The sequence below is a fragment of the Pseudarthrobacter enclensis genome (assembly GCF_001457025.1).
Classification (GTDB): Bacteria; Actinomycetota; Actinomycetes; order Actinomycetales; family Micrococcaceae; genus Arthrobacter; species Arthrobacter enclensis.
Genome location: NZ_KQ758599.1, coordinates 1 through 22730, shown reverse-complemented (window position 1 = coordinate 22730; position 22730 = coordinate 1). Strand labels below are relative to the sequence as shown.

Sequence of the window (22730 nt, the reverse complement as noted above, 5' to 3'; positions counted from 1 at the left end):
AACGTAAGAATGCGCGGCACGGGGGGCCAGCGGATAGATTGTCCTCCATGACTGAAGCCTCCACCCCGGACACCGCCCGCGGCACCATCCTGGTGATCAACGGCCCCAACCTGAACCTCCTGGGCACGCGGGAGCCGGAAAAATACGGCACCTCCACGCTCGCCGACGTGGAGCAGCTGGCGCGGTCGGCGGCCCAGGCGCACGGCTTCGCGGTGGAATGCGTCCAGTCCAACCATGAGGGCGTCCTGCTGGACACCATCCACGCGGCCCGCGGAAATGCAGCGGGCATTGTCATCAACGCCGGCGCCTTCACCCACACGTCCGTGGCGCTCCGTGACGCCCTGGCCGCCGTGCAGCTTCCCGCCGTCGAGGTGCACATCACCAACGTGCACCAGCGGGAGGAGTTCCGGCACCACTCTTACCTGTCCCCGGTCTGCTCGGCCGTGATTGTGGGCGCGGGCGTCACGGGGTACCGGCTGGCGATCGACTACCTCGCCGACGCGCTCTGACTACTTCTGGATGCACTGCCCCGAGGAAACAGGTGCGCTCAACGATGGCGCCTGGAGGGCCACCGGGTCCAGTTCGTCCATGGTGATCGCGTAGCCCACACCGGTGTCCGTGGTGGCCTTGGCGAAGATCACGCCCGCCACCTGGCCGTCGGTGGTCAGCAGCGGCCCGCCCGAGTTGCCCGGCTGCACGTCGCCGGCGAGCCGGTAGATGTCCTCCGGGGACGGGCTGTTCCCGTAAATGTCAGGCACCAGGACCGTGGCGATGTCCTGCACCGTGGCCGGCTTGGACTGGAACGGTCCGCCGTGCGGGTAGCCGGCGAAGGCCGCGGAACTGCCGCCGGGCAGGTCGCCGGCCAGGGCCAGCGGCCGGGCAGGCAGCCCATCCACGGCGAGCACGGCGAGGTCGTGCCTGCTGTCAAAGTAGACCACGCGCCCGGGCAACGCATCGCCGTCGGGCAGCTCCACCACCGGCTGCGAGACACCTGCCACCACGTGCGCGTTGGTGACCACGCGGTCCTCGGACACCACGAACCCGGTGCCGGTCTGGTTCTGGCCGCACTCGTAGGCGGTGCCGGCGATCCGCAGCACGGATTCGGCGGCCGCGTTCAGCGCAGGCGTGTTCGTGTCCGCGTTGGGTACGGCGAGGGCCTGCCCCTGCCCCAGGCCCTCGATCAGCGTGGGAATGCCGTTGCCGATCACCGTGGAGCGCAGCTGCGCCATGGTGGCCTTGACCGGCGTGGGCGTGAGGCCGTCAATGAACCGGATGACCTTGGATTCAGCCAGCTGCTGGGACACGAACGGCACACCGAGGGACCCGACGCTGAACGCCAGCATGGACATCACCAGGGCGGATACCACCACGTTCAGGGCGCCGCCCACCAGCCGGTCCACGGCGCGCAGCGGCCGGATCCGCATGGCTCCGCGGATTTGCCGGCCCACCATGGTGCCCAGGCCGTGGCCCAGGACCACCAGCACGACGGCGGCCGCCACGATGGCGGTCAGCCTCCAACCGGAGTCCTCAACGAGGCCGCTGACCAGGGGGACGGCGAAGAAGGCGGCGACGGCGCCGGCTGCGAAACCGGCCAGGCCGCCCACAGTGACGAGGAAGCCGTTCCGCAGCCCGTAGACCAGGTAGGACAGCAACGCCAGGATCAGGATCAGGTCCAGGACAGTCAAGCCGACCACGAAGGCTCCTTATAAGCAGTTGAACCCTTATTCTACGGGCGGTGGCTGGCAATCCCCTGTGACGTCGTTCCCGTCACACCGCGGTCCGCTGCGGCCTGTTGCCGTCCGGTTCACGGGCCGTCTCATAGGTGTTTCGCATGCCAAGTTCGTCACAGAACCTTGAAAATTCTGAAACAATGGCAAAAGCGCCCACAGCCGATACTTTTACTCAGGAGATTTCATGGACATCGAGGTACTGCGCCGAGCACCACTTTTCGCCACGCTCGACGACGACGCATTCCGTCTGCTGACGGACGAGCTCACCGAGGTGGACCTCTCCCGCGGCGCGTCGGTGTTCCGCGAGGGCGACCAGGGTGACCAGCTCTACTTCATCGTCTCCGGCAAGGTAAAGCTTGGCCGCACTTCCCCGGACGGCCGCGAGTCGCTGCTGGCCATCCTCGGCCCGGGAGAACTGTTCGGCGAGATGGCCCTGTTCGATCCCAGCCCCCGCACCGCAACGGCCACCGCCGTCTCCGAGACGCGCCTTGCCGGCCTCAAGAACGAGAGCCTGAACAACCTGCTCCGCACCCGGCCCGAGGTTTCCGCGCAGCTGCTGCAGGCACTGGCCCGCCGGCTCCGCCGCACCAACGACTCCCTGTCCGACCTCGTCTTCTCGGACGTTCCGGGCCGTGTGGCCAAGGCACTCCTGGACCTGGCCGACCGCTTCGGCCGTCCCGCCACCGACGGCGTCCTGGTGGCCCACGAGCTGACCCAGGAAGAACTCGCCCAGCTGGTGGGCGCCTCGCGCGAAACCGTCAACAAGGCCCTCGCCGAGTTCGTCCAGCGCGGCTGGCTCCGGCTCGAAGCCCGCGCCGTCGTCATCCTGGACATGCAGCGCCTCCGCCAGCGTTCCCGCTAGGCACCAGGCACAGGAAAAGGCCGCCCCACGGGGCGGCCTTTTGCTTTTCCGGTGGTTCAGCGTTCGCGCTGCGGGTCGCCGGGGGTGGTCTTGGCGGCTTCCACTTCCAGCATCAGCCTGCCGTCTTCTTCCACGAGGGTCGGCTGGTAGACGTGGGCCTTGCGCTTGTAGCTCAGGTAGGCGATGCAGCCGTTGGCGCCCGCCATCTTTTCGAGCATGATCTCCGAGCCGGGAACCAGCAGCTTGCCGAGGCTCCGGCCGGTGGTGTTCTCCTGCCCCACCTCGTCGCCCAGGGCGCTGCTGTTCCGCCCGGCCACCACCTCGCCGGCGTTGACCCAGCGGCCCCACACGCCCTTTCCTTCCAGCAGCGTGGGCTCCTGGCCCATCGGGACGGTCGCGGCGAAGTACCTGGTATCGAACCTGCGGTGCGCAAAATCCGGTGTCCGCCAGTTGACCAGGGACTTCAGCAGGTCCGTGCGCAACGACAGGCCGCGCTTGTCCAGGACCTGGGCAAGGGTCTTCTCCTGCTCGGCGACGGCCACGCGGGCGCGCATCCACTCGGAGGTCGAGGTTGCCTCGACGGTGCTGGACATGTCCGGCCCGGCCAGCAGCACCCCGGTTTCCTCGAAGAGTTCGCGGATAGCCCCCACCACGTGCCGGCGCGCCAGCCCGACGTCGTCCGTTCCCATCTGCTCAGCCCACTGCTGGGGTGAGGGTCCGAGCCAGCCCATGGGCTCGTCGTCGGCCGCATCCAGCGATCCGCCGGGGAAGGCGAGGACCCCCAGCGGCGAGGAACCCGGCCGGTAGGCCAGCCAGGTTTCCAGGCCGGTGGGGGAATCCCGCAAGAGGACCACCGATGAGGCAAGGCGTGCGGCCCGGGGCGTCCGGTCGCCGTGTTCAAGCCAGCTCTGCGCTGCCCCTTCAAGATCCTCGGGCAGTGCAAACAGACGACGGGCGAGCTGTGGCAAGGAAAAGACCGGTCCTAGCTGAATTCGGCGATCAGTTCGACTTCCACCGGGGCGTCAAGGGGAAGCACGGCAACGCCGACGGCGGAACGGGCGTGCTGGCCGGCGTCACCGAGGACACGGCCCAGCAGTTCGGACGCACCGTTGATCACAGCGGGCTGTCCGGTGAAGGTGGGATCGGAAGAGACGAATCCCACAACCTTGACGATCCGGGTGATCCGGTCCAGGTCCCCGATCACGCTCTTGACGGCCGCCAGCGCGTTGACGGCGCAGACTGCGGCGTACTTCTTGGCGTCCTCCGGGGACACGGTGGGCTCGTCGGCGGTGGCTTCGGCGCCGGCGGCGACCTTGCCCGTAGCTTCGAGTTTGCCGTTAATAAAAGGCAGCTGGCCGGAGGTGTACACGTGATTGCCGGAGATTACGGCGGGCACGTACGCGGCCACCGGCGCGGCGACCTCAGGAAGGCTCAGGCCAAGCTCGGCAAGGCGCTGCTCAACGGCTGAAACGGGGGCGGAATCCGCGGCGGTGCGGGCTTCTGCGGGGGTGCTCATGCTACTGCTTCTCCCTCTTAAGGTAGGCAACCAGGCCGGTTCCGTCCGGTCCGGGGACCACTTGGACGAGCTCCCAGCCGTCCTCTCCCCACTGGTCCAGGATCTGTTTCGTGGCGTGGATAATGAGCGGAATCGTCGCGTACTCCCATTTGGTCATGAGAGAAAGACTAGTCCTTGCCGGTAAAGTGGAAAACATGGCATCTCGTAAGAACCCCTTATTCGATACTGCCACCACCCTCGGAAAGATCCTCATTTTCCTTGGCGTGAGTGCTGTCTGCGGTGTCCTGGTGGCCGGCCTGCTGGTGCCGGCGGCCGCTGTCTCGGGCAGCGCAGCAAGCGGTTCCATCGAGTTCTTTGACACCCTCCCGGCGGAACTGAAGGTCGATCCCCCGAACCAGACCACCAGGATCCTGGCGGCGGACGGCAGCGAGATCGCCAGCGTCTACACGGAGAACCGCACCAAGGTTGCCCTGGACCAGATTTCCCCGTACATGAAGGAAGCTGTCATCGCCGTTGAGGACAGCCGCTTCTACGAGCACGGCGGTGTTGACACCACCGGCATCCTCCGCGCCCTCGCGGCTACCGCCCGCGGCAACAAGCAGGGCGCCTCCACCATCACGCAGCAGTACGTGAACAACGTGCTCAACGCCAACCTCGCCGCCGAAGGCAACGAGGACCAGATCAAGCTCAACGGCGTGAACAAGGGCGTGGGCGACAAGCTCCGCGAAATGAAGCTCGCCATCGCCCTGGAGAAGGAGTTCAGCAAGGACCAGATCCTTGAGGGCTACCTGAACATTGTCTTCTTCAACCGCGACGCCTACGGCATCGAGGCTGCGTCACGCTACTTCTTCAGCACCTCCGCCAAGGACCTCACGCTGCCCCAGGCGGCACTCCTGGCCGGCCTGGTGAACAGCCCCTCAGCCTTCGACCCGATCACCAACCCGGAGAGCTCCAAGCAGCGTCGCGACCTGGTCCTGGGCCTGATGCTGAACCAGGGCAAGATCACCAAGGAAGAGCACGACGCCGCCGTGGCCACCCCGGTGGAACCGAAGGTCACCCAGCCCAAGCAGGGCTGCGCGTACGCCTCCTCGGCCCCCTACTTCTGCGACTACGTCCTGCACCTGCTGGAGAACAACCCCGCCTACGGTGCCGAGCGCGAAGAGCGCCAGCGCCTCATCTACGGCGGCGGCCTGACCATCACCACCACGCTTGACCCGAAGGCCCAGGCCGTTGCCCAGGAACAGGTCAACGCGTCAGCCGGCGCCAACCCGGACAAGTGGGGCGCCTCCATGGTGTCCGTCCAGCCGAACTCCGGCAAGATCATCTCGATGGCCCAGAACACCACGTTCCTGCCGAACCAGGGCTTCGATTCGCAGCTGAACTTCAACGTGGACCAGATGGACAAGGACGGCAACGACCTCAACGGCATCGGCGGTTTCCAGCCCGGCTCCACCATGAAGCCGTTCACGTTCGCCGAGTGGCTCAATGAGGGCAAGTCGATGAACACCGTGGTGAACTCCGCCCAGCGTGTGTACCCGCTGAGCTTCCCGTGGCGCCACTCCTGCGGCAAGGTGACCGGCGGCTACAGCACGGCGCAGAAGAACGCCGGACTTGGCACCGCCGATGACCTGCAGAACGCCGAACCGCAGTGGTACCGGCCGCTGTCGGTCCTTGAGGGCCTCTACAACTCAATCAACACGGTCACGTTCGCCTCGGCCGCCCAGCTCGACTTCTGCGGCATCCAGAAGGTGGTGGACGCCGTCGGGCTTCACAGCGGCCTGCCTTCCGCGGACGGCTCCGAGCCGAACCCGAAGATCAACATGTCCCTGCTGGGCAACCTGCTCGGCTCCACCCAGACCTCCCCGCTGACCATGGCCAGCGCGTTCGCCACGTTCGCGAATGACGGCAAGTACTGCGAGGCGATCGCCATCACGTCCGTCACGGACGCCACGGGCAAGCAGCTCCCGGCGCAGTCCACCAATTGCCGGGACGCCATCAAACCGGAAGTGGCCCGCGGCGTGAACTACGCGCTGCAGGAAGTCCTGAACCGCGGCTCGGGCTCCCTGATCCAGCCCCGGATCTCCACCCGGACCAGCTTCCCCATCGGCGCCAAGACCGGTACGTCCAACAACAACGGCTCCACCTGGGTTGTGGGCCACACCACCGGACTTGCCACCGCTGCCTGGTTCGGTGATGCACTCGGCGCCCAGGGGCGTCCGGGCCAGAACATCACCGTGAACGGGAAGTTCTACCAGGGCATCGACGGTTACATGATCGCCGGACCCATGTTCTCCAACTACATGTCAGCGATCGCTCCGGGCTACGGCACGGATCCGTTCCCGGCGCCGCCGAGCAACATGCTCAACGGCGGCGGCACCACCCGGAACACCACACCGTCCGCTCCGCAAGCCACCCAGGCCCCGCAGCCTTCCCAGGCGCCGGCAGCCACCCAGCCCGCTCCCCAGCCGAGCAACAACGGCAACGGGAACGGCAACGGCGGAAAAGACTGACCGGCCATGACCATGGACACCCTGCTGAGCCGCGCCCGGGCAATCGGGCGCGGCTTTGCCGTCACCGCAGGAGCAGGCACGGCGGCCGGCCTGGCCGCGTTCGGCTACGGACTGTGGGAGAAGAACCAGTTCGTCCTCCGCGAAGAGACGCTGGCCATCCTCCCGCCGGGCAGGGCGCCGTTCCGCATCCTGCACCTCAGCGACATCCACTTTGTTCCGGGCCAGGACCGGAAGGCCGCCTGGCTCCGGTCCCTGGCCGGCCTCGAGCCGGACCTGGTGGTGAACACCGGCGACAACCTCAGCCACATCAAGGCCGTGGACCCGCTGCTCGCCGCCCTGGAACCGCTGATGGAATTTCCCGGCGTCTTCGTTCCGGGCTCCAACGACTACTTCGCCCCCACGCTGAAGAATCCGGCGTCCTATTTGCTGGGCCCGTCCAAGGCGGCACCCAAACCGGTCGCCCTGGACTGGCCCCGGCTGCGGTCCGGATTCGGCATGGGCGGATGGGTGGACCTGACCAACCGGAGCCAGTCCCTGGTACTGAACGGCATGCGCTTCGACTTCTCCGGCGTGGATGATCCGCACCTGAAGCGGGAGCGCTACGCCGGCTGGCCCCGCGGAACCCGGAACCAGGACGCCAAGGACCACCTCAGGATCGCCGTCATCCATGCGCCCTACCAGCGGGTGCTGGACCACTTCACCGACGAGGGGGCGGACCTGCTGCTGGCGGGCCACACGCACGGCGGGCAGCTCTGCATCCCCGGGTACGGCGCGCTGGTCTCCAACTGCGACCTTCCCACCTGGCGCGCCAAGGGCCTGAACGACTGGCACAGCAACGGACGCACGACGCCGGTCAACGTCTCCGCCGGCATCGGCACCTCACGCTTCGCCCCGGTGAGGATCGCCTGCAGGCCGGAGGCCGTGCTCCTGACCCTCACCGCTCCCTCCTGACCCGTTGCGCCATCAGATCGGGCACCCAAAACAGGGTTTTGGCGACCCGATCTGATAGGGCAGCAGTGCATTACGCAATGCAATAAGTCAGCAAGCTTGCGAAGCGGACCGTTTCCCTGTGAATCGCCTCACGCGATGGCATAGGGTAGTTGCTACGGGAAACTACATTCGTTTTAGAGCTTTAGAAGCGGGCATGGCGAAGCAAACTCTATTTTTCAGGTCAATCAGCCGTCTCTACCCCCATGTCCGGCCCATCATCCCCAGGCTCCTGCTGGGCCTGCTGTGCGCCCTGCTGGCCAGCATCGTGGCCCTCGCCATCCCCCAGGTGCTGCGGGTCCTGGTCAACGAATCCCTGAAGCCCGGCGGCGCCACCGAAGCGGTGTGGGTCGCGGCCGGGGTCATCCTGGTCCTCGGCGTCGCCGAAGCCGTCCTGGTGGCGCTGCGCCGGCAGTTCGTCATCAACCCGGCCACCACGGTGGAAACCCGGATGCGCGTCTCCCTCTACGGCCACCTGCAGGAACTGGCCGTCTCCTTCCACGACCGCTGGGGTTCCGGGCAGCTGCTCTCCCGTGCCATGACGGACCTGAACTTCCTGCGGCGCTGGATGGCATTCGGCGCCATCATGCTGGTGGTGACCACCCTGACCGTGATCATCGGCCTCGCGGCCATGTTCTGGATGAGCTGGCAGCTGGCCCTGATCTTCCTTGCCGCGGCCGTGCCCATCACCATCAACAGCTTCCGTTTCCGGACCCGCTTCAGCAAGGTGGCCCGGCGCAGCCAGGACCAGGCCGGCGACCTCGCCACCACCGTGGAGGAATCGGTCCACGGCATCCGCGTCCTGAAGGCTTTCGGGCGCAGCCGCGAGGCCCTGGAGAACTTCAACGAACAGGCCGAGGAACTCCGCCAGACCGAAATCGAGAAGGCACGCCACCAGGCAACCTTCACGATGGTGGTCACCCTGCTCCCCGAACTTGCCCTCGGCGCCGGGCTGGTGGTCGGCATCATCCTGTGCGCCGGCGGGCAGCTCAGCATCGGCGCGCTGGTGGCCTTTTTCGCAACGGCAGCGGTCATCGCCTCCCCCGTGGAGTTCTCCGGCATGCTGCTCGCCATGGCACTGACGGCCAAGACCGCCGTCGACCGCCACTACGAAGTCATGGACACCGAAAACACCATCACCGGCCCGTCCCAGCCCAGCCGCCCCCGGCACCTGGCCGGAGCGCTGCGCTTCAACGACGCATCCTTCGCCTTTGAGGACGCCCCGGACAAACCGATCCTGGCCAACGTCAACCTTGAGGTGCGGCCCGGCGAAACGATGGCGCTGGTGGGCATCACCGGCAGCGGCAAGAGTGCCCTGATCCAGCTGGTTCCACGCCTGTTCGACGTCACGGACGGCGCCATCACCATCGATGGGGTCGACCTGAGGGACTTCGACGTCCAGGAACTGCGGCGCATGGTCAGCGTCGCCTTCGAGGACACCACGCTGTTTTCGAGTTCCGTCCGCGACAACGTGCTCCTGGGCGCCAGTGAACGCTCGGACGCAGTGCTGGGCGAGGCGCTGGACGTTGCCCAGGCACATTTCGCCTACTCCCTCCCGGACGGCGTGGACACCCTGATCGGCGAGGAAGGGCTGAGCCTCTCCGGCGGCCAGCGGCAACGGATCGCCCTGGCGCGTGCCATCGCCGCCCGCCCGCGGGTGCTGGTGCTCGACGACCCGTTGTCAGCCCTGGACGTCCACACCGAAGAGCTCGTGGAGGCCCGGCTCCGGGAGGTCCTGCGGGACACCACCACCCTGATCGTTGCCCACCGCCCGTCCACGGTGGCGCTGGCGGACCGGGTGGCCCTGCTGGAGGACGGACGGATCACGGCCGTGGGAACGCACACGGAGCTGCTGGCAGGCAACGCCCACTACCGGTACGTCATCGCCAGCCTGGACCAGGAGCCGCGTGACCTCGACACAGAACTGTCGGAGCTGGAAGACCAGGCCGAGGAAGTGACCCGATGAGTACCGCAACGTTCGGCACCGCCAACGAGGACAACGCCCACCTCAGCAAGAGCGACAGCCGGGCAGTCCGGCGCCGCTCACTGGCCCTGCTCGGCTCGCTGATCCGCCCCGTCCGGCTGAGGTTCTGGCTGACCATCGCCATGGTGGTCCTCTCCCAGGCAACCAGGGTGGCTGGACCGGCACTGATCGCCTTCGGGATCGACCACGCCCTCCCGGCGCTGCAGGCCGGCGATAACCTGCCGCTGGTCTTCACCGGCGCCGCGTACCTCCTCGCGGCGGTGGCGACGGCGGGACTCACCGCCCTCTACGTCACCTCCACCGCGCGGCTCAGCCAGGCCATGCTCCTGGACCTGCGGGTGCGGGTCTTCCGGCACACCCAGCGGCTCAGCCTGGAGTTCCACGAGAAATACACTTCCGGCAGGATTATTGCCCGGCAGACCTCGGACCTGGAGGCCCTCCGCGAACTCCTCGACTCCGGCGTAAGCTCGCTCGCGTCCGGGCTGCTGTTCATGGTGTTCACCGCCATTACGGTCTTCGCCCTGGACTGGCGCAGCGGCCTGCTGGTGCTGGCCGCCGGCGTCCCCATGTTCTTCCTGGCGCGCTGGTACCAAAAGCACTCGCAGATCGCATTCCGGGAATCCCGGGTAGTGTCCGCCCGGCTGATCGTGCACTTCGTGGAGACCATGACCGGCATCCGCGCCGTGAAGGCCTTCCGCAAGGAACCCGAAAACGCCGAAACCTACGGACAGCTCGCCGAGGACTACCGCAAGGTGACGGTCCGGTCGATCAACCTCAACGGCATCTTCCAGCCGGGACTGGTGCTGATCGGCAACGTCTGCGTGGCGGTGGTCCTGCTGGTCGGCGGGTTCCGCGTGCTCACCGGCGACCTGGCCGTGGGCGTGCTTCTTGCACTGATCCTGTCCACCAAGCGTTTCTTCCAGCCGGTGGACCAGATGGCAATGTTCTACAACTCTTTCCAGAGCGCCCAGGCGGCCCTCGAAAAGGTCTCGGGCCTGCTGGAAGAGGTTCCCACCGTGCGGCCGCCCAAAAACCCGGTGCCCCTGCCCGGCGCCAGGGGCGCCATCGACTTCAAGGAAGTGGAATTCCGCTACGGCCACGGGCCGGTGGTGGTGCCGCGGCTGAACCTGCAGATCCCGGCCGGGCAGACGGTGGCCCTGGTGGGGCAGACGGGTGCCGGAAAGTCCACCCTGGCCAAACTGATTGCCCGCTTCTACGACGTCACGTCCGGTTCGCTGACCCTGGACGGCGTGGACCTGCGGGACCTCAGCACCACGGACCTGCGCCGCAACATCGTCATGGTCACCCAGGAGGCGTTCCTCTTCAGCGGCACGGTCGCGGACAACATCGCCCTGGGCCGGCCGGAGGCGTCCCGCGAGGAAATCGAGGAGGCAGCGAAGGCGGTGGGCGCGCACGAATTCATCCTGCAGCTGCCGGACGGGTACGACACCGACGTCAACAAGCGTGGCGGCAGGGTGTCCTCCGGCCAGCGCCAGCTGATCAGCTTCGCCCGCGCCTTCCTCGCCCGCCCGGCCGTGCTGATCCTGGACGAGGCCACCTCGTCCCTGGACATCCCCTCGGAACGGCTGGTGCAGCATGGACTGGCGCAGCTCCTCGCCGGCACCGACTCGGCCGGCAGGACCGCCCTGATCATCGCCCACCGGCTCTCCACCGTTGAGACCGCGGACCGCGTGCTGGTGGTCCACGATGGCCGCATCGTCGAGGACGGCAGCCCTGCCGAACTCATTGGCGGCGGCGGCCGCTTCGCCGACTTGCATGGGGCATGGAAGGACTCCCTGGTCTGATCCTGCAAGGCGCGCCCGGCGGTCCGGATGCCCGATTTCGCATCGGGCCCCGGAATCGGCTATTCTTGTAAAGTTGCTTTTGGGCAACGGATCGGGATGTAGCGCAGCTTGGTAGCGCGCTTCGTTCGGGACGAAGAGGTCGCAGGTTCAAATCCTGTCATCCCGACCACAAGTGAAGAGGGTCTCATTGCGGAGGCCCTCTTCGCGTTTAACCGGCCTGCGCCGACGGGGCTGCAGCGGGAGGCCGCAAGGCGCAGCCAACAAAAAAGGCAGCCCCGGAGCGGATGCTCCGGGGCTGCCTGCGCCTCCTGGGTGAGGAAGCTATTACATCGGATCCGGCCAGTTACCCACGTAGGTGGTGTAGCTGGTGCTGGAGGTGTCCTTCTTGGTGTCCTTGGTCTTCTTGGACATCGGGTCAGGCCAGTTACCGACGGCTACCGAAGTACCGTTGGAATCAGCGGTGGAACCGGCAGAAAGGACGGCCGGGGCCGCAGCAGAAAAAGCAAGGGCACCGGCCAGGACGGCCGCGGTTGCAATCTTCTTCAACATAAATAGGTTCCTCAATACGAGTCGGATTCGTTACAAAGCCAGCACAGTCCTTGTTGACATACATTGTAAAATGTTTTCCACAGGGACTGTCAAGCATTTGGTGAAAAGACTGTCCTGGAAGAGGAGGAAACGCCGTGGGCAACGGATTCGGGGAGAAGCTCCGCGCGGAGCGTCTCGAACGGGGGCTGACGCAGGCCGAACTGGGCAAGGACCTGTATTCTCCCAGCTACATCTCGCTGCTTGAGACCGGCCGGCGGGAACCGACCGCCGAGGTCATCGAGGAGTTGGCGCGCAGGCTGGAACTGGCACCGAAGGCCCTGGAGGCCTGGAGCCAGCCCATTTCGGTCAGTGATGCCGAGTACGTCCTGGCAGGCCTGTACGCCCGCCAGGCCTGGGACCTGCGGGACTACCCGCTGGCTGCCAGCCACGCCGCCACGGCTGCGCAGATCGCGCTGGACGGACGCAACACCAGTGCCTGGTGGAACATGACGTACATGCAGGCGGAGTGCCTCATCAAGCAGGGCAACTGGCAGGAATGCCAGCGCATCATGCAGCACCTGCTGGAACACCCCATGGCCACCGAGTCGGCCGGCCTGGCCGTCCGTGCCCGCCAGATGCTCGCGGGCATCTGCCAGGGACAGGGGCAGCTGAGCGCAGCGGTGGACCATGCCATGGAAGCCGTTAAGCTCTGCTCGCAGCTGCCCAAGGGCTCGACCCTCATCATCGGTGCGCACCGGGCATTGATCGGGGCGCTGGCTGAAAGCGGGCGGCTGGACGAGGCCTGGAAATACTGCCAGGCGATGAACGACCATGTGGACGAGCACTCGATGTCCCAGCTGGCCGGCGAGGTCGCCTGGGTGATCGGCAACGTGGCCTTCATGCGCCACGACTACCAGGAGGGGATCAAGCACCACGAGCGCGCAGCCCGGCTCCTCTCCCCCGCCAACGACATCGAACTGTGGGCCCGGTTCAACAAGGCCTCGGCGGCGGTGCGGCTGTCCTCGGGGATCGTGGAACCGGAGACGCTGTCCTCGATTGAACGGGCCGAGCTGGCGCTGTCCATCGTGGGCGGCAACAAGTCGGACCAGCTGGAGGTGGCTTTCATCCGTGCCAGGTGGCTGTACCTGACCGGGGACATCGTGGCCGCCGTCGAAAAGCTCCGCGAAATCCACGCAGAACGCGCCTCGCTTGCCAAGCACACGGCCGGTGAAGTCTCACTGCTGCTGGGCAAGTCGCTCAAGGCCGCCGGTGAGTCCGAAGAAGCCCTGATGCACCTTGAGGAAGCGCAGAAGGCCTTCAGTGCAGCCGGAGCCGCGGACCGCGTCCAGCAGGCACTGGACGCGGTCCTGGAAATCAGGCTGGCCCAGAAGCGGGCCGCCAACGCCGCAAAGGCCAGCTGACCGCAGCGGCCATCCGCCGGCCGGGAGCAGCTGGGGCTCCCGTCAGGCGAACGTCTTGCCCGTGATCTTCTCGTAGGCCTCAACGTAGCGGCTGCGGGTCCGCTCCACCACCTCGGCCGGAAGCGCCGGAGGCGGCGAATCAGAGGCCCGGTCCCACCCGGATTCCGGAGATGTCAGCCAGTCCCGGACATACTGCTTGTCATAGGACGGCTGGGCCTGGCCAGGCTGGTAGGTGGCGGCATCCCAGAACCGGGAAGAATCCGGGGTCAGCACCTCGTCGCCCAACGTGATGGACCCCGAGACGGCGTCGTAGCCGAACTCCACCTTGGTGTCCGCCAGGATGATGCCGCGTTCGCGGGCAATCTTCTCCGCCGTCGTGTAGATCTTCAGCGTCAGTTCGCTGAGCCGGGCCGCGATGTCATCGCCCACCAGTGCCACCACGGCGTCGTACGTGATGTTTTCGTCGTGCTCGCCGACCTCGGCCTTGGCGGACGGCGTGAAGATGGCGTGCTCCAGCCGGGAACCGTCCACCAGCCCCTCCGGCAGCGGGATGTTGCAGACCGTGCCGGAGGCACGGTATTCGAGCAGCCCGGACCCGGTGAGGTAGCCGCGGGCGATGCATTCCACCGGGAACATGTCCAGCTTCTTGCAGATCATGGCCCGGCCCTCCACGGCCGCAGGAACGCCGTCCTCCACCGAGGAGGCCAGGACGTGGTGCTCCACGCCCAGCTGGTCGAACCACCAGAGGCTGAGCTGGGTCAGGATGCGGCCCTTGTCCGGGATTTCGCTGGATAGGACATGGTCGTAGGCGCTGATCCGGTCGCTGGCCACCACCAGCACGCAGTCCTGGCCCAGCTGCTCCTTGATGGAGTCGTCGGCCGGCTCGTACAGGTCGCGGACCTTGCCGGAGTAGACGTGCGTCCATCCGGGAAGGTCGAGGGTGCGTGCGTTGAAGCCGCGCTGTGCAGGGGTTTCGCTCATGCTAGGCCTTCGCTTTCGTGATGGGCAGCTGGCCCGTGGCGCCGTACGGCACCTTGATCTCCCCGCGGGCCGCCTTGCGGGCAATGTCGGTGCGGAACTGGGCACCGTCCAGCTGGATCAGCTCCACGCCGTCGTAGGCGCGTTCGCGCGCCTCCACCAGATCGCTGCCCAGGGCCACGACAGCCAGGACGCGGCCGCCGGCGGAGACCACTTTGCCGTCCTCGTCCAGGGCGGTTCCGGCGTGGATGACGTGCACGCCTTCGAGCGCTTCGGCCTTCTTCAGTCCGCGGATCCGGTCCCCGGTGCGCGGGGTGTCCGGGTAGTTCTCGGAGGCGACGACGACGGCGACAGCGGTCTCCTTCGCCCAGCGCAGCTCTTCCGCGGTGTCCAGTTCGCCCTTGGCGGCGGAGAGCAGCAGGGAGCCAAGCGGTGTCTTCAGCCGTGCCAGGACGGCCTGGGTTTCGGGGTCGCCGAAGCGGACGTTGAATTCGATGACGCGGGTGCCCCGCGAGGTCAGGGCCAGGCCGACGAACAGCACGCCGACGAACGGGGTGCCGCGGCGGGCCATCTCGTTGACGGTGGGCTGGGCCACCCGGTCGATGACCTCCTGGACGAGTCCTTCGGGCGCCCATTCCAGCGGGGTGTAGGCGCCCATGCCGCCGGTGTTGGGGCCTTCGTCGTTGTCGAAGATGCGCTTGAAGTCCTGGGCCGGCGAGAGCGCCACCGTGTTGTGTCCGTCGCAGAGGACAAAGAGGGAGACCTCGGGCCCGTCCAGGTATTCCTCGATGACCACGGATCCGCCAGCGTCGAAGCAGGACTGCGCGTGCGCCAGGGCTTCGTCGCGGTTGCGGGTGACCACCACGCCCTTGCCGGCGGCCAGGCCGTCGTCCTTGACCACGTAGGGCGCGCCGAAGGTGTCCAGAGCGGAGGCTGCTTCCTCAGCGTTGGCTGCCACCATGGCCATGGCTGTGGGGACGCCGGCCTCGGCCATGATTTCCTTGGCGAACGCCTTGGAGGCTTCCAGCTGCGCGGCGGCTTTGCTGGGCCCGAAAACGGGAATGCCTGCCTCACGCACGGCATCGGAGACTCCGGCGGCGAGCGGAGCCTCGGGGCCCACCACCACCAGGTCCACCTCCAGCCTGGTGGCCAGCTTCGCGACGGCGTCGGGATCGTTGCCGTTGATCTTGTAGGTGGGGACCAGCTTGCTGATGCCGGCGTTGCCGGGTGCAGCGTGGACCTCGGATACGTTGGGATCGGCGAGCAGGGAGCGGACAATGGCGTGTTCGCGGCCTCCGGGGCCGATGACGAGTACCTTCACAGTCTCCAAGCGTACTTTGTGGACCCAGCCCACTCCTAAGCTGTGTCCTGCCCGGCAGCTGCCATCCGCGGCACCGTCCCGCTCCGAACCCCTGCCATGACGACGCTTCGGAACCGACTCACTGGACCGGCTGCCCTGGCCGCGCTTGCAGGGATGGTGGCTGCCGCCGTCGTTCTTGCCGTGGCGGAACTGCTTGGGGCCTTTTTCACCCCGCGGGCCGCTCCCCTGGTGGCGCTGGGGTCCACGTTCATCGACTTCACCCCGCCGTGGTTGAAGGACTTCGCCATCGCCACCTTCGGCACGAATGACAAGGCCGCCCTGTTTGCGGGCATGGGCCTGACCATCGCGGTGCTGGCCTGCATCCTGGGCGTGGTGGCTTACCGGAAGTGGGCGCTGGGCGTGCTCGGGGTCCTGTTCATGGGCGCAGTGATCGTGGCCTGCGTGGTGACCCGTGCAGGCGTCGGGCCGGCGGATGCCATTCCCGCCGTGCTGGGGACGCTGGCCGGGCTGGTGGTCCTGCGCCGCCTGCTGGTGCGCCTGTGGGGGCTGAAGAAGTGGCCGGAAGCTCCGGCAGACACAGCGTCCGACGGCGGAACGGGCCAGGGTGCCCCTGGCGCCAGCCGCCGTGGTTTCTTCGCCGCCGCCGGCATCACCGCAGTGGCCGCCGGGATCGCTGCCACGGGCGGCCGGCTGCTGGGTGCCGCGCGCAGCAACATAGCCCAGGCGCGGGATGCCCTGCAGCTGCCTGCACCGGCCGTTCCGGCGCCGGCGGTTCCCGCGGGCGTCCAGTCGCCCGTACCGGGCGTTACCCCGTGGCTCACACCCAGCAATGAGTTCTACCGCATCGATACGGCCCTGAGCGTTCCGGAAATCAACGTCGATGACTGGGAACTGCGCGTGCACGGCCTGGTGGAGCAAGAAGTGACGCTTACCTTCCAGGACCTGCTGGATGCGCAGCTGGTCGAATCACATGTCACCCTCACCTGCGTGTCCAATCCGGTGGGCGGGAACCTGGCCGGCAACGCCAAATGGCTTGGCCTTCCCCTCCGCGAGGTCCTGGCCCGGGCCAGGCCCAAGGACGGCGCGGACATGGTGCTGTCCACCTCCATCGACGGCTTCAGCGCCTCCACGCCCCTGGAGGTCCTGCAGGACGACCGCGACGCCATGCTGGCCATCGGCATGAACGGAGAACCCCTGCCGCTGGAGCACGGCTACCCGGTGCGGATGGTGGTTCCGGGGCTGTACGGGTTCGTCTCCGCCACCAAGTGGGTGGTGGACCTGGAAGTGACCCGCTTTGCCGACAACAAGGCGTACTGGACCAACCGCGGCTGGTCGGAGCGCGGTCCCATCAAGACCATGGCGCGCGTGGAGGTGCCCAAGTCCTTCGCCAAGGTACCGGCAGGAAAAGTTGCCGTGGGTGGCACCGCGTGGGCGCAGACACGCGGCATCACCAAGGTGGAGATCCAGATCGACAACGGCGACTGGGTGGAGACCACCCTGTCCACGGAGGCGTCGACGGTCACCTGGCGCCAGTGGTCCTACGAGTGGGAAGCTGCGCCGGGTCCGCACTACATCAAGGTCCGTGCCACCGACGGCACCGGGGAGGTCCAGACGGACCAGCGCGCCGACCCCGTTCCCGACGGCGCCTCCGGCTGGCAGTCCGTCATGGTCACCGTGGAGTAAGGGCCGCGTCCGGCAGCGCCCGCCGCGGACGGCCCCCTAGACTGGCAGGATGCCGCACAATCCGCATGCCACCTTCACCGTGGACTCCGCCGTCGAACTGGCCGTGATCGAGCGCAGCGGCTTTGTCGAGTCGCGGCACATCGGATCCGCAGTCCTCCTCTCCGCCGACGGGTCCGTGGTCACGGAACTGGGTGACATCCACACGCCCATCTACGCCAGGAGTGCGCTCAAGCCATTCCAGGCCCTGGCCGCCATGCAGTCCGGAGTCCCGCTGCGGGGAGCCCAGGTTGCCGTGGCCTGCGGCAGCCACACCGGCTCCCTGGACCACATGGATGTGGTGGCCGGCATGCTCAAGGCTGCCGGGGTGCGGGAGGACCAGCTGCAGTGCCCCGAAGCGTGGCCGCAGGATGAGACCGCCCGCAATTGGCTGGTCCGGTCCGAGAAGGGAAAGTCCCGGCTGGCGTTCAACTGCTCAGGGAAGCACGCCGCGTTCCTGTGGGCCTGCACCGAGAACGGCTGGGATACCCACAGCTACCTGGAACCGAACCATCCCCTCCAGCAGCGGGTGCGCACCGCCATCGAGGAATACACCGGCGAGAAGATCGCGCACCTGGGCATCGACGGCTGCGGCGCTCCTGTGGCAGCCGTCTCGCTGAAAGGCCTGGCCCAGGGCTATTCCCTGCTGGCCAAGGCGCCCGGTGACCAGAGCTTCAACGCCCGCGCCGCCACGATCGCCACGTCCATGCTGGACTATCCGTGGGCGGTGCAGGGCAAGGGTGAAGCCAACACCCTGGTCATGGATGAGCTGGAGATCATCGCCAAGATCGGCGCAGAAGGCGTGCTGGCCATGGCGACACCGCAGGGTGTTTCGGTGGCCGTCAAGATCCTCGACGGAAACCTCCGTGCCACCTCCCTGGTGGCGCTGACCCTGCTGGCCGCCGCGGGCGCGGTCGACATTCCGGGTGTGGCCAGCGTCCTGGAGAAAGTCGTGGAACCGGTGATGGGCGGAGGCCGCCCGGTGGGCCGGATCCGGCTGGGTCCCGCGGTTTCAGCCCTGCTGGACTGAACCATCATCCCCGCCGCCGCCGCACTGCAGTAAGAGGAAACCCATGGCAACCGCCCGCCGCCGCATTGATATCGAAGAAGGCAAAGCCGCACTGAAGGCCTGGCTGGAAGGTGCCCGGCCGGCGTCGGACGCTCCGGTCCCGCGGGCCGTGCTGGCTACCGCCGTGCGCTACACGCTGGAGGAAGTCACGGCGCGGGCGCCGGGGAACTCCGTGGAAGTCCGCGTGCCGCCCTTCGGCGTCACCCAGTGCGTCGAAGGCCCCCGGCACACGCGCGGGACGCCGCCCAACGTCATCGAGACCGACGCCGCCACCTGGCTTGCCATGGCAACGGGCCAGGTGGACTGGGCAGACGCCGTCGCGGCGGGCAAGGTTGCCGCTTCCGGGCTGCGCGCCGACCTGTCGGCGCTGCTCCCCCTCTAGGTGCTCCTGCGCCTGCTGCCCGGCTTCCGCCCGTCAGGGCATCCGGTCAGCCGCGGCCTACGAACGGCATGCCGGCGGCCGTGACCACCACTGACCCCACGCTTGCCGAGGCGGGCATGTTGGCCATCGTGAGCACCGCCCGGGCGGCGTCCGCCACCGGGAACGTCGGCTCGACCCGGCGGCTGCCGTCAGCCTGGAGCGCGCCGGAACCAACCCCGATGGTGTCCATGATGTCTGTGGCGGTATTGCCGATGTCAATCTGTCCGCAGGTGATGCCGTAGCCACGGCCGTCCAGTTCGATGCTTTTGGTCAGGCCGGTCATCGCATGCTTGGTCACCGTGTAGGCGACCGTCCGCGGCCTCGGGGAGTGCGCCGAGATGGAGCCGTTGTTGATGATGCGCCCGCCCTGTGGTTGCTGGAGCTTCATGGCACGGACGGCAGCGGCGGCGCAGAGCATGGACCCGGTGAGGTTTACGGCAACGGTGGCATTCCACTCGTCCAGGCTGATCTCATCCACGCCCGCGGCCGGACCGAAGACCCCGGCGTTGTTGAAGAGCAGGTCTACCCGCCCCCAGTGCTGCAGGGCCTCTTCGAAGAGGCGCTCGACGTCGTCGGGCCGGGTGACGTCGCACGCCACCACCAGGGCGTTCGGGTGGTCCGCCGCGGTTTCCTTCAATGGTGCCTCCCGCCGGCCTGCCAGCGCCACCGAGTACCCGTCTGCCAGCAGTTGGCGGGCCACCTCCCGCCCGATGCCGGATCCGGCGCCGGTGACCACCGCGGTGCGTGCCGCCGGCCGGCTCTCTGGGTGGGTATTGCTCACGTTCTCTCCTGGTTGTGCACGTACCGGTATTGCTGTCGCGGCCTACAGTTGCGCTGCCACGCCGGCGCTGTTCAAGGGCCAGCCTATGACGGTCTTGGGCCGGGGTGCAGCGTAGGTCCGGATCTTGGAGGTGGAAAGCCGCATCCGCACCAGAGACTCGGCAATGGTCACAGCGGAGGCCACCCCGTCCACTACCGGCACGCCGGCGCGCTGCCTGATCTGTTCATCAAGCCCGGCCATGCCGCCGCAGCCCAGCACGATCACCTCGGCCTTGTCCCGGGTGACGGCCAGCATCGCTTCGCTGACGATGGCCTCCACTGCCCGTTCGGGTTCCTCCTCAAGCTCCAGCACGGCCATCCCGCTGGCCCGGACCGAGGCGCAGCGGGCGTCCAGGCCGGCCAGTTTGAGCCGGTCCTCGATCAGCGGGACGGCGCGGTCAAGGGTGGTCACCACGGAGTATTTGTGGCCCAGGAACATGGCGGTGCTGGCGGCGGCTTCGGTGATGTCCACCACCGGGACGTCCAGGAGCTCCTGCAGCCCTTCGCGGCCGTGTTCGCCGTACCCGGCCTGGACCACGGCGTCGAACGGCTCCGGGTAGCTGGTCACCGCGTCCATGACGGCGATCGCGGCAAGGTAGCTCTCGAAGTTTCCCTCGCAGGAGTCGGCGCCGAACCGCGGCGTGATGCCGACGATTTCGGTGCCGGGAGCTGCTGCAGCCCGGGCCGAGGCGGCGATGGAGTCGGTCATGGACGTGGTGGTGTTGACGTTGGCAACGAGGATGCGCATGGTGTTCCTTTGAAAAGCCGGGGTACGGGGCGTCGGTGCGGGCGTGCCGCGTCAGTGGGTGCTGGCAACGGCGATGGACTCGCCGTCGTGGTCTTCCAGCGCCTGGTTCCTGTCGGCGACGAACCAGTACACCCCCGCCGCAATGCTTGCCGCGAAGAACCAGGCGAACGGTGCCACGGCGGCCAGCGCCGGGATAAAGGCGATGCCCAGGGCCACGACGGCGGCGGGCACCATGGCGGTGATGGCCCGGGGGTTGACGCCGTTCCGGTAGAAGTACGTGCCGGCGGGAGAGGCGGTGTACAGCTCGGGAACGTTGACCTTGCCCTTGCGGATCAGCCAGTAGTCGGCCATGACGACGCCGAACAGCGGGCCGAGCAGGGCACCGAGGCCGCCCAGGAAGTACACGATCACCAGCGGATTGTTGTAGAGGTTCCACGGCAGGATGACGAGGCCGATGACGGCGCTGACGATGGCGGCCCGGCGGAAGTTGAGCCGCTTGGGGAACAGGTTGGTCAGCGCGTAGACCGGGGCAACGAAGTTGGCCATGAGGTTCACTGCGATGGTGAGGATCAGCAGGGCCAGGCAGGCCAGGACCAGGAACAGCGTGTTGGGGATGGTCTGGACGATGTCGGAGGGGCTCTGGATGATGGTGCCGTTGATCTTGAACTGGCCGCCGGCCATAACCACCACAATGGCGCCGAAGAGCAGCATGTTGATGGGGATGCCCCAGAAGTTTCCGCGCACCACCGCATTCTTTGATACCGCCGACCGGGTAAAGTCGCAGAAGTTCAGGACGAACGTGCCGTAGATGGATACCCAGAGGGCGCCGCCGGCAAAGATGGTCCGCCACATGTCCATCCCTTCCAGGGCATTGTTCGAGGACCAGGCGATGGAGCCGCCCGCTTCGACTAAGATCCAGATGGCCATGGCAGCCATGGTGGCCAGGATGACCGGGCCGGCGAAGGCCTCGTACTTGCGGATCATCTCCATGCCAAAGCTGACAATCACCAACTGCACCACCCAGAGGATGAGGAATGCCGCCCAGCCGAGGGTGGACAGGCCCAGGATGGAATCCTTGTCCAGGTCGGCGAGCCCGGGGAACATGGCCACGAGCATGACCCGGAACACGACAGAGGCCAGGTAGGTCTGGATGCCGAACCATGCGACGGCCACGGCGCCGCGAAGGAGGCTGGCGATCTGGGCTCCCCTGATGCCGAAGCTGATGCGGCTCATCACGGGGAAGGGAACGCCGGTCTTGACGCCCATGAATCCGGACAGGGTCAGGAGCCCAAACAGCAGCGCCGCACCGATGCCCAGGGCCAGCAGGATCTGCCAACCGCCCAGGCCCAGGGCGAAGAGGCCGATGGCAAAGGCGTAGTTGCCCAGGCTGTGCACGTCGTTGGCCCAGAGCGTGAAGATGCTGTAGCTGGTCCAGCTGCGCCCGGCACGCTTGGTGGGGGCAAGGTCCACGTTGTAGAGGGTGGGGCTGATGTCCTTGCCGGAAGCCGAGCTGGCAGCTTCACAGAGGGCTTCGACGCTGACGGACGGATGGGTGGGAACCGCTGACGGCGCTGTCAGGTCCTGGGCCTCAACGCCCGCCGGAGGAGGGGTGGTCATGGGGAGTCTCAATTCACTGGGGATTCCGGAAATGGTGAGGCCGAAGGCCGGCATCGCGTTGATGCCCACATCGTTTCTGTTATTCCATATTGCGGAATCAAGATATTGAATAGTGAAAGAAGCCTATGACCTGGATCACGTGCCGTCAAGATCCTGCGCGGTGGGACGGCGGTCACAATTGGTCGAAAACCCGCCCCGTCCGGGTTGCTGCGGCAGGCGGCACCTCCGGCGTTGACCCGTGGGCGCAGTGGCGGATAATCTCAACATGCAAGAATGTTTTCTCACAATACGAAAACATGGGCCATTCGATGATGAAAAGAGGCTCCCGTGGCTGCAGGAGAAGATACCTCCCATATCCTCAGCGGGTTGACTGACCAGCTGCCTGATCGTGATCCGGAAGAGACTGCGGAGTGGGTTGAGTCCCTGGATGCGTTGATCCGGGAACAGGGCACCGAGCGTGCCCGGTACATCATGCGGAGCCTGCTGCAGCGCGCGGGCGCGCAGAGCGTGGGCGTGCCGATGGTGACGACCACTGATTATGTGAACACGATCCCGGTGGACCAGGAAGCGCAGTTCCCGGGCAACGAGGAGTACGAGCGCCGGTACCGGGCGTACATGCGCTGGAACGCCGCGGTGATGGTGCACCGGGCGCAGCGGCCCGAGATCGGGGTCGGCGGGCACATCTCCACCTACGC

Annotated in this window: 20 protein-coding genes, 1 tRNA gene and 1 pseudogene; 12 read left to right on the top strand and 10 right to left on the bottom strand. The window is 67.0% G+C overall.

Annotation, left to right across the window (positions count from 1 at the left end; all coding sequences use genetic code 11):
* Positions 1-47 precede the first annotated feature (47 nt).
* Complete coding sequence (aroQ, locus tag AS031_RS00105; protein WP_058266913.1) at positions 48-509, top strand: type II 3-dehydroquinate dehydratase; 462 nt, start codon at positions 48-50, stop codon at positions 507-509.
* On the opposite strand, the gene AS031_RS00100 is transcribed toward aroQ, so the two are convergent.
* Entirely contained in the window at positions 510-1694 is a 1185-nt protein-coding gene (locus AS031_RS00100) for a MarP family serine protease (protein ID WP_058266132.1), read from the bottom strand.
* A gap of 220 nt (positions 1695-1914) precedes the next feature.
* Here AS031_RS00100 and AS031_RS00095 point away from each other — a divergent pair, with 220 nt between their 5' ends.
* Complete coding sequence (locus AS031_RS00095) at positions 1915-2592, top strand: Crp/Fnr family transcriptional regulator (RefSeq protein ID WP_009359192.1); 678 nt, start codon at positions 1915-1917, stop codon at positions 2590-2592.
* A gap of 56 nt (positions 2593-2648) precedes the next feature.
* On the opposite strand, the gene AS031_RS00090 is transcribed toward AS031_RS00095, so the two are convergent.
* The 3 genes from AS031_RS00090 to AS031_RS19700 are packed head-to-tail and all read right to left on the bottom strand — an operon-like array spanning position 2649 to position 4265.
* The gene (locus AS031_RS00090) at positions 2649-3560 is read right to left on the bottom strand and encodes an NUDIX hydrolase (protein ID WP_058266131.1); all 912 of its coding nucleotides are present in this window, start codon (positions 3558-3560) and stop codon (positions 2649-2651) included.
* Positions 3561-3574: 14 nt separating this feature from the next.
* Entirely contained in the window at positions 3575-4108 is a 534-nt protein-coding gene (locus AS031_RS00085; protein WP_058266130.1) for a RidA family protein, read from the bottom strand.
* 1 nt (position 4109) lies between these two features.
* Positions 4110-4265, bottom strand: a complete 156-nt coding sequence (locus AS031_RS19700) for a Sp36 family protein (RefSeq protein ID WP_141688716.1) — start codon at positions 4263-4265, stop codon at positions 4110-4112.
* A 37-nt stretch (positions 4266-4302) separates the two neighbouring features.
* On the opposite strand from AS031_RS19700, the gene AS031_RS00080 reads away from it, so the two are divergent.
* From AS031_RS00080 to AS031_RS00060, 5 genes are all read left to right on the top strand, one after another.
* A complete protein-coding gene (locus AS031_RS00080) occupies positions 4303-6618 on the top strand; it encodes a transglycosylase domain-containing protein (RefSeq protein WP_058266912.1) in 2316 nt (771 codons plus the stop codon).
* Between the two features lie 6 nt (positions 6619-6624).
* Positions 6625-7569, top strand: a complete 945-nt coding sequence (locus AS031_RS00075; protein WP_058266129.1) for a metallophosphoesterase — start codon at positions 6625-6627, stop codon at positions 7567-7569.
* Positions 7570-7762: 193 nt separating this feature from the next.
* Entirely contained in the window at positions 7763-9571 is a 1809-nt protein-coding gene (locus AS031_RS00070; RefSeq protein ID WP_058266128.1) for an ABC transporter ATP-binding protein, read from the top strand.
* Positions 9568-11394: an ABC transporter ATP-binding protein gene (locus AS031_RS00065; RefSeq protein WP_058266127.1), complete on the top strand. Its 1827-nt coding sequence runs from the start codon at positions 9568-9570 to the stop codon at positions 11392-11394. Before AS031_RS00070 ends, AS031_RS00065 begins: the two co-directional genes overlap by 4 nt.
* 92 nt (positions 11395-11486) lie before the next feature.
* Positions 11487-11563 (top strand) — tRNA-Pro (locus AS031_RS00060).
* A gap of 155 nt (positions 11564-11718) precedes the next feature.
* On the opposite strand, the gene AS031_RS00055 is transcribed toward AS031_RS00060, so the two are convergent.
* Complete coding sequence (locus tag AS031_RS00055; protein WP_058266126.1) at positions 11719-11943, bottom strand: hypothetical protein; 225 nt, start codon at positions 11941-11943, stop codon at positions 11719-11721.
* 134 nt (positions 11944-12077) lie between these two features.
* On the opposite strand from AS031_RS00055, the gene AS031_RS00050 reads away from it, so the two are divergent.
* The gene (locus tag AS031_RS00050) at positions 12078-13343 is read left to right on the top strand and encodes a helix-turn-helix domain-containing protein (RefSeq protein ID WP_058266125.1); all 1266 of its coding nucleotides are present in this window, start codon (positions 12078-12080) and stop codon (positions 13341-13343) included.
* A 42-nt stretch (positions 13344-13385) separates the two neighbouring features.
* Here the strand turns inward: AS031_RS00050 and AS031_RS00045 are convergent, their stop codons facing one another.
* Positions 13386-14324: a phosphoribosylaminoimidazolesuccinocarboxamide synthase gene (locus AS031_RS00045; protein ID WP_058266124.1), complete on the bottom strand. Its 939-nt coding sequence runs from the start codon at positions 14322-14324 to the stop codon at positions 13386-13388.
* Position 14325: 1 nt separating this feature from the next.
* Positions 14326-15642 (bottom strand): phosphoribosylamine--glycine ligase, encoded by a 1317-nt coding sequence (gene purD / locus AS031_RS00040; RefSeq protein ID WP_058266123.1) that lies wholly within the window; start codon positions 15640-15642, stop codon positions 14326-14328.
* A 96-nt stretch (positions 15643-15738) separates the two neighbouring features.
* On the opposite strand from purD, the gene AS031_RS00035 reads away from it, so the two are divergent.
* The 3 genes from AS031_RS00035 to AS031_RS00025 are packed head-to-tail and all read left to right on the top strand — an operon-like array spanning position 15739 to position 18812.
* Positions 15739-17325 (top strand): molybdopterin-dependent oxidoreductase, encoded by a 1587-nt coding sequence (locus AS031_RS00035; protein WP_058266911.1) that lies wholly within the window; start codon positions 15739-15741, stop codon positions 17323-17325.
* A gap of 49 nt (positions 17326-17374) precedes the next feature.
* Positions 17375-18391: an asparaginase gene (locus tag AS031_RS00030; RefSeq protein ID WP_058266122.1), complete on the top strand. Its 1017-nt coding sequence runs from the start codon at positions 17375-17377 to the stop codon at positions 18389-18391.
* A 43-nt stretch (positions 18392-18434) separates the two neighbouring features.
* Positions 18435-18812, top strand: coding sequence for a sterol carrier family protein (locus AS031_RS00025; protein ID WP_058266121.1), 378 nt, complete (start codon positions 18435-18437; stop codon positions 18810-18812).
* A 46-nt stretch (positions 18813-18858) separates the two neighbouring features.
* Here AS031_RS00025 and AS031_RS00020 read toward each other — a convergent pair whose 3' ends face one another.
* From AS031_RS00020 to AS031_RS00010, 3 genes are read right to left on the bottom strand one after another with little or no spacing between them, the layout of a single operon-like run.
* Entirely contained in the window at positions 18859-19632 is a 774-nt protein-coding gene (locus AS031_RS00020) for an SDR family oxidoreductase (RefSeq protein WP_058266120.1), read from the bottom strand.
* 42 nt (positions 19633-19674) lie between these two features.
* Positions 19675-20418 (bottom strand): aspartate/glutamate racemase family protein, encoded by a 744-nt coding sequence (locus tag AS031_RS00015; RefSeq protein WP_058266119.1) that lies wholly within the window; start codon positions 20416-20418, stop codon positions 19675-19677.
* A gap of 51 nt (positions 20419-20469) precedes the next feature.
* Entirely contained in the window at positions 20470-22035 is a 1566-nt protein-coding gene (locus tag AS031_RS00010; RefSeq protein ID WP_058266910.1) for an NCS1 family nucleobase:cation symporter-1, read from the bottom strand.
* Between the two features lie 327 nt (positions 22036-22362).
* Between AS031_RS00010 and AS031_RS00005 the strand changes: the two are divergent.
* A pseudogene (locus AS031_RS00005) lies at positions 22363-22730 on the top strand (pyruvate dehydrogenase (acetyl-transferring), homodimeric type); the annotation flags it as partial.

Excerpts from the sequence above, each read along its gene's own strand:
- AS031_RS00015 (WP_058266119.1), bottom strand. The coding sequence starts at position 20,418 with ATGCGCATCCTCGTTGCCAACGTCAACACCACCACGTCCATGACCGAC.
- AS031_RS00030 (WP_058266122.1), top strand. The coding sequence starts at position 17,375 with ATGCCGCACAATCCGCATGCCACCTTCACCGTGGACTCCGCCGTCGAA.
- AS031_RS00075 (WP_058266129.1), top strand. The coding sequence starts at position 6,625 with ATGACCATGGACACCCTGCTGAGCCGCGCCCGGGCAATCGGGCGCGGC.
- AS031_RS00035 (WP_058266911.1), top strand. The coding sequence starts at position 15,739 with ATGACGACGCTTCGGAACCGACTCACTGGACCGGCTGCCCTGGCCGCG.
- AS031_RS00055 (WP_058266126.1), bottom strand. The coding sequence starts at position 11,943 with ATGTTGAAGAAGATTGCAACCGCGGCCGTCCTGGCCGGTGCCCTTGCT.
- AS031_RS00085 (WP_058266130.1), bottom strand. The coding sequence starts at position 4,108 with ATGAGCACCCCCGCAGAAGCCCGCACCGCCGCGGATTCCGCCCCCGTT.
- aroQ (WP_058266913.1), top strand. The coding sequence starts at position 48 with ATGACTGAAGCCTCCACCCCGGACACCGCCCGCGGCACCATCCTGGTG.
- AS031_RS00070 (WP_058266128.1), top strand. The coding sequence starts at position 7,763 with ATGGCGAAGCAAACTCTATTTTTCAGGTCAATCAGCCGTCTCTACCCC.
- AS031_RS00045 (WP_058266124.1), bottom strand. The coding sequence starts at position 14,324 with ATGAGCGAAACCCCTGCACAGCGCGGCTTCAACGCACGCACCCTCGAC.
- AS031_RS00095 (WP_009359192.1), top strand. The coding sequence starts at position 1,915 with ATGGACATCGAGGTACTGCGCCGAGCACCACTTTTCGCCACGCTCGAC.
- AS031_RS00065 (WP_058266127.1), top strand. The coding sequence starts at position 9,568 with ATGAGTACCGCAACGTTCGGCACCGCCAACGAGGACAACGCCCACCTC.
- AS031_RS00025 (WP_058266121.1), top strand. The coding sequence starts at position 18,435 with ATGGCAACCGCCCGCCGCCGCATTGATATCGAAGAAGGCAAAGCCGCA.
- AS031_RS00010 (WP_058266910.1), bottom strand. The coding sequence starts at position 22,035 with ATGACCACCCCTCCTCCGGCGGGCGTTGAGGCCCAGGACCTGACAGCG.
- AS031_RS00080 (WP_058266912.1), top strand. The coding sequence starts at position 4,303 with ATGGCATCTCGTAAGAACCCCTTATTCGATACTGCCACCACCCTCGGA.
- AS031_RS19700 (WP_141688716.1), bottom strand. The coding sequence starts at position 4,265 with ATGACCAAATGGGAGTACGCGACGATTCCGCTCATTATCCACGCCACG.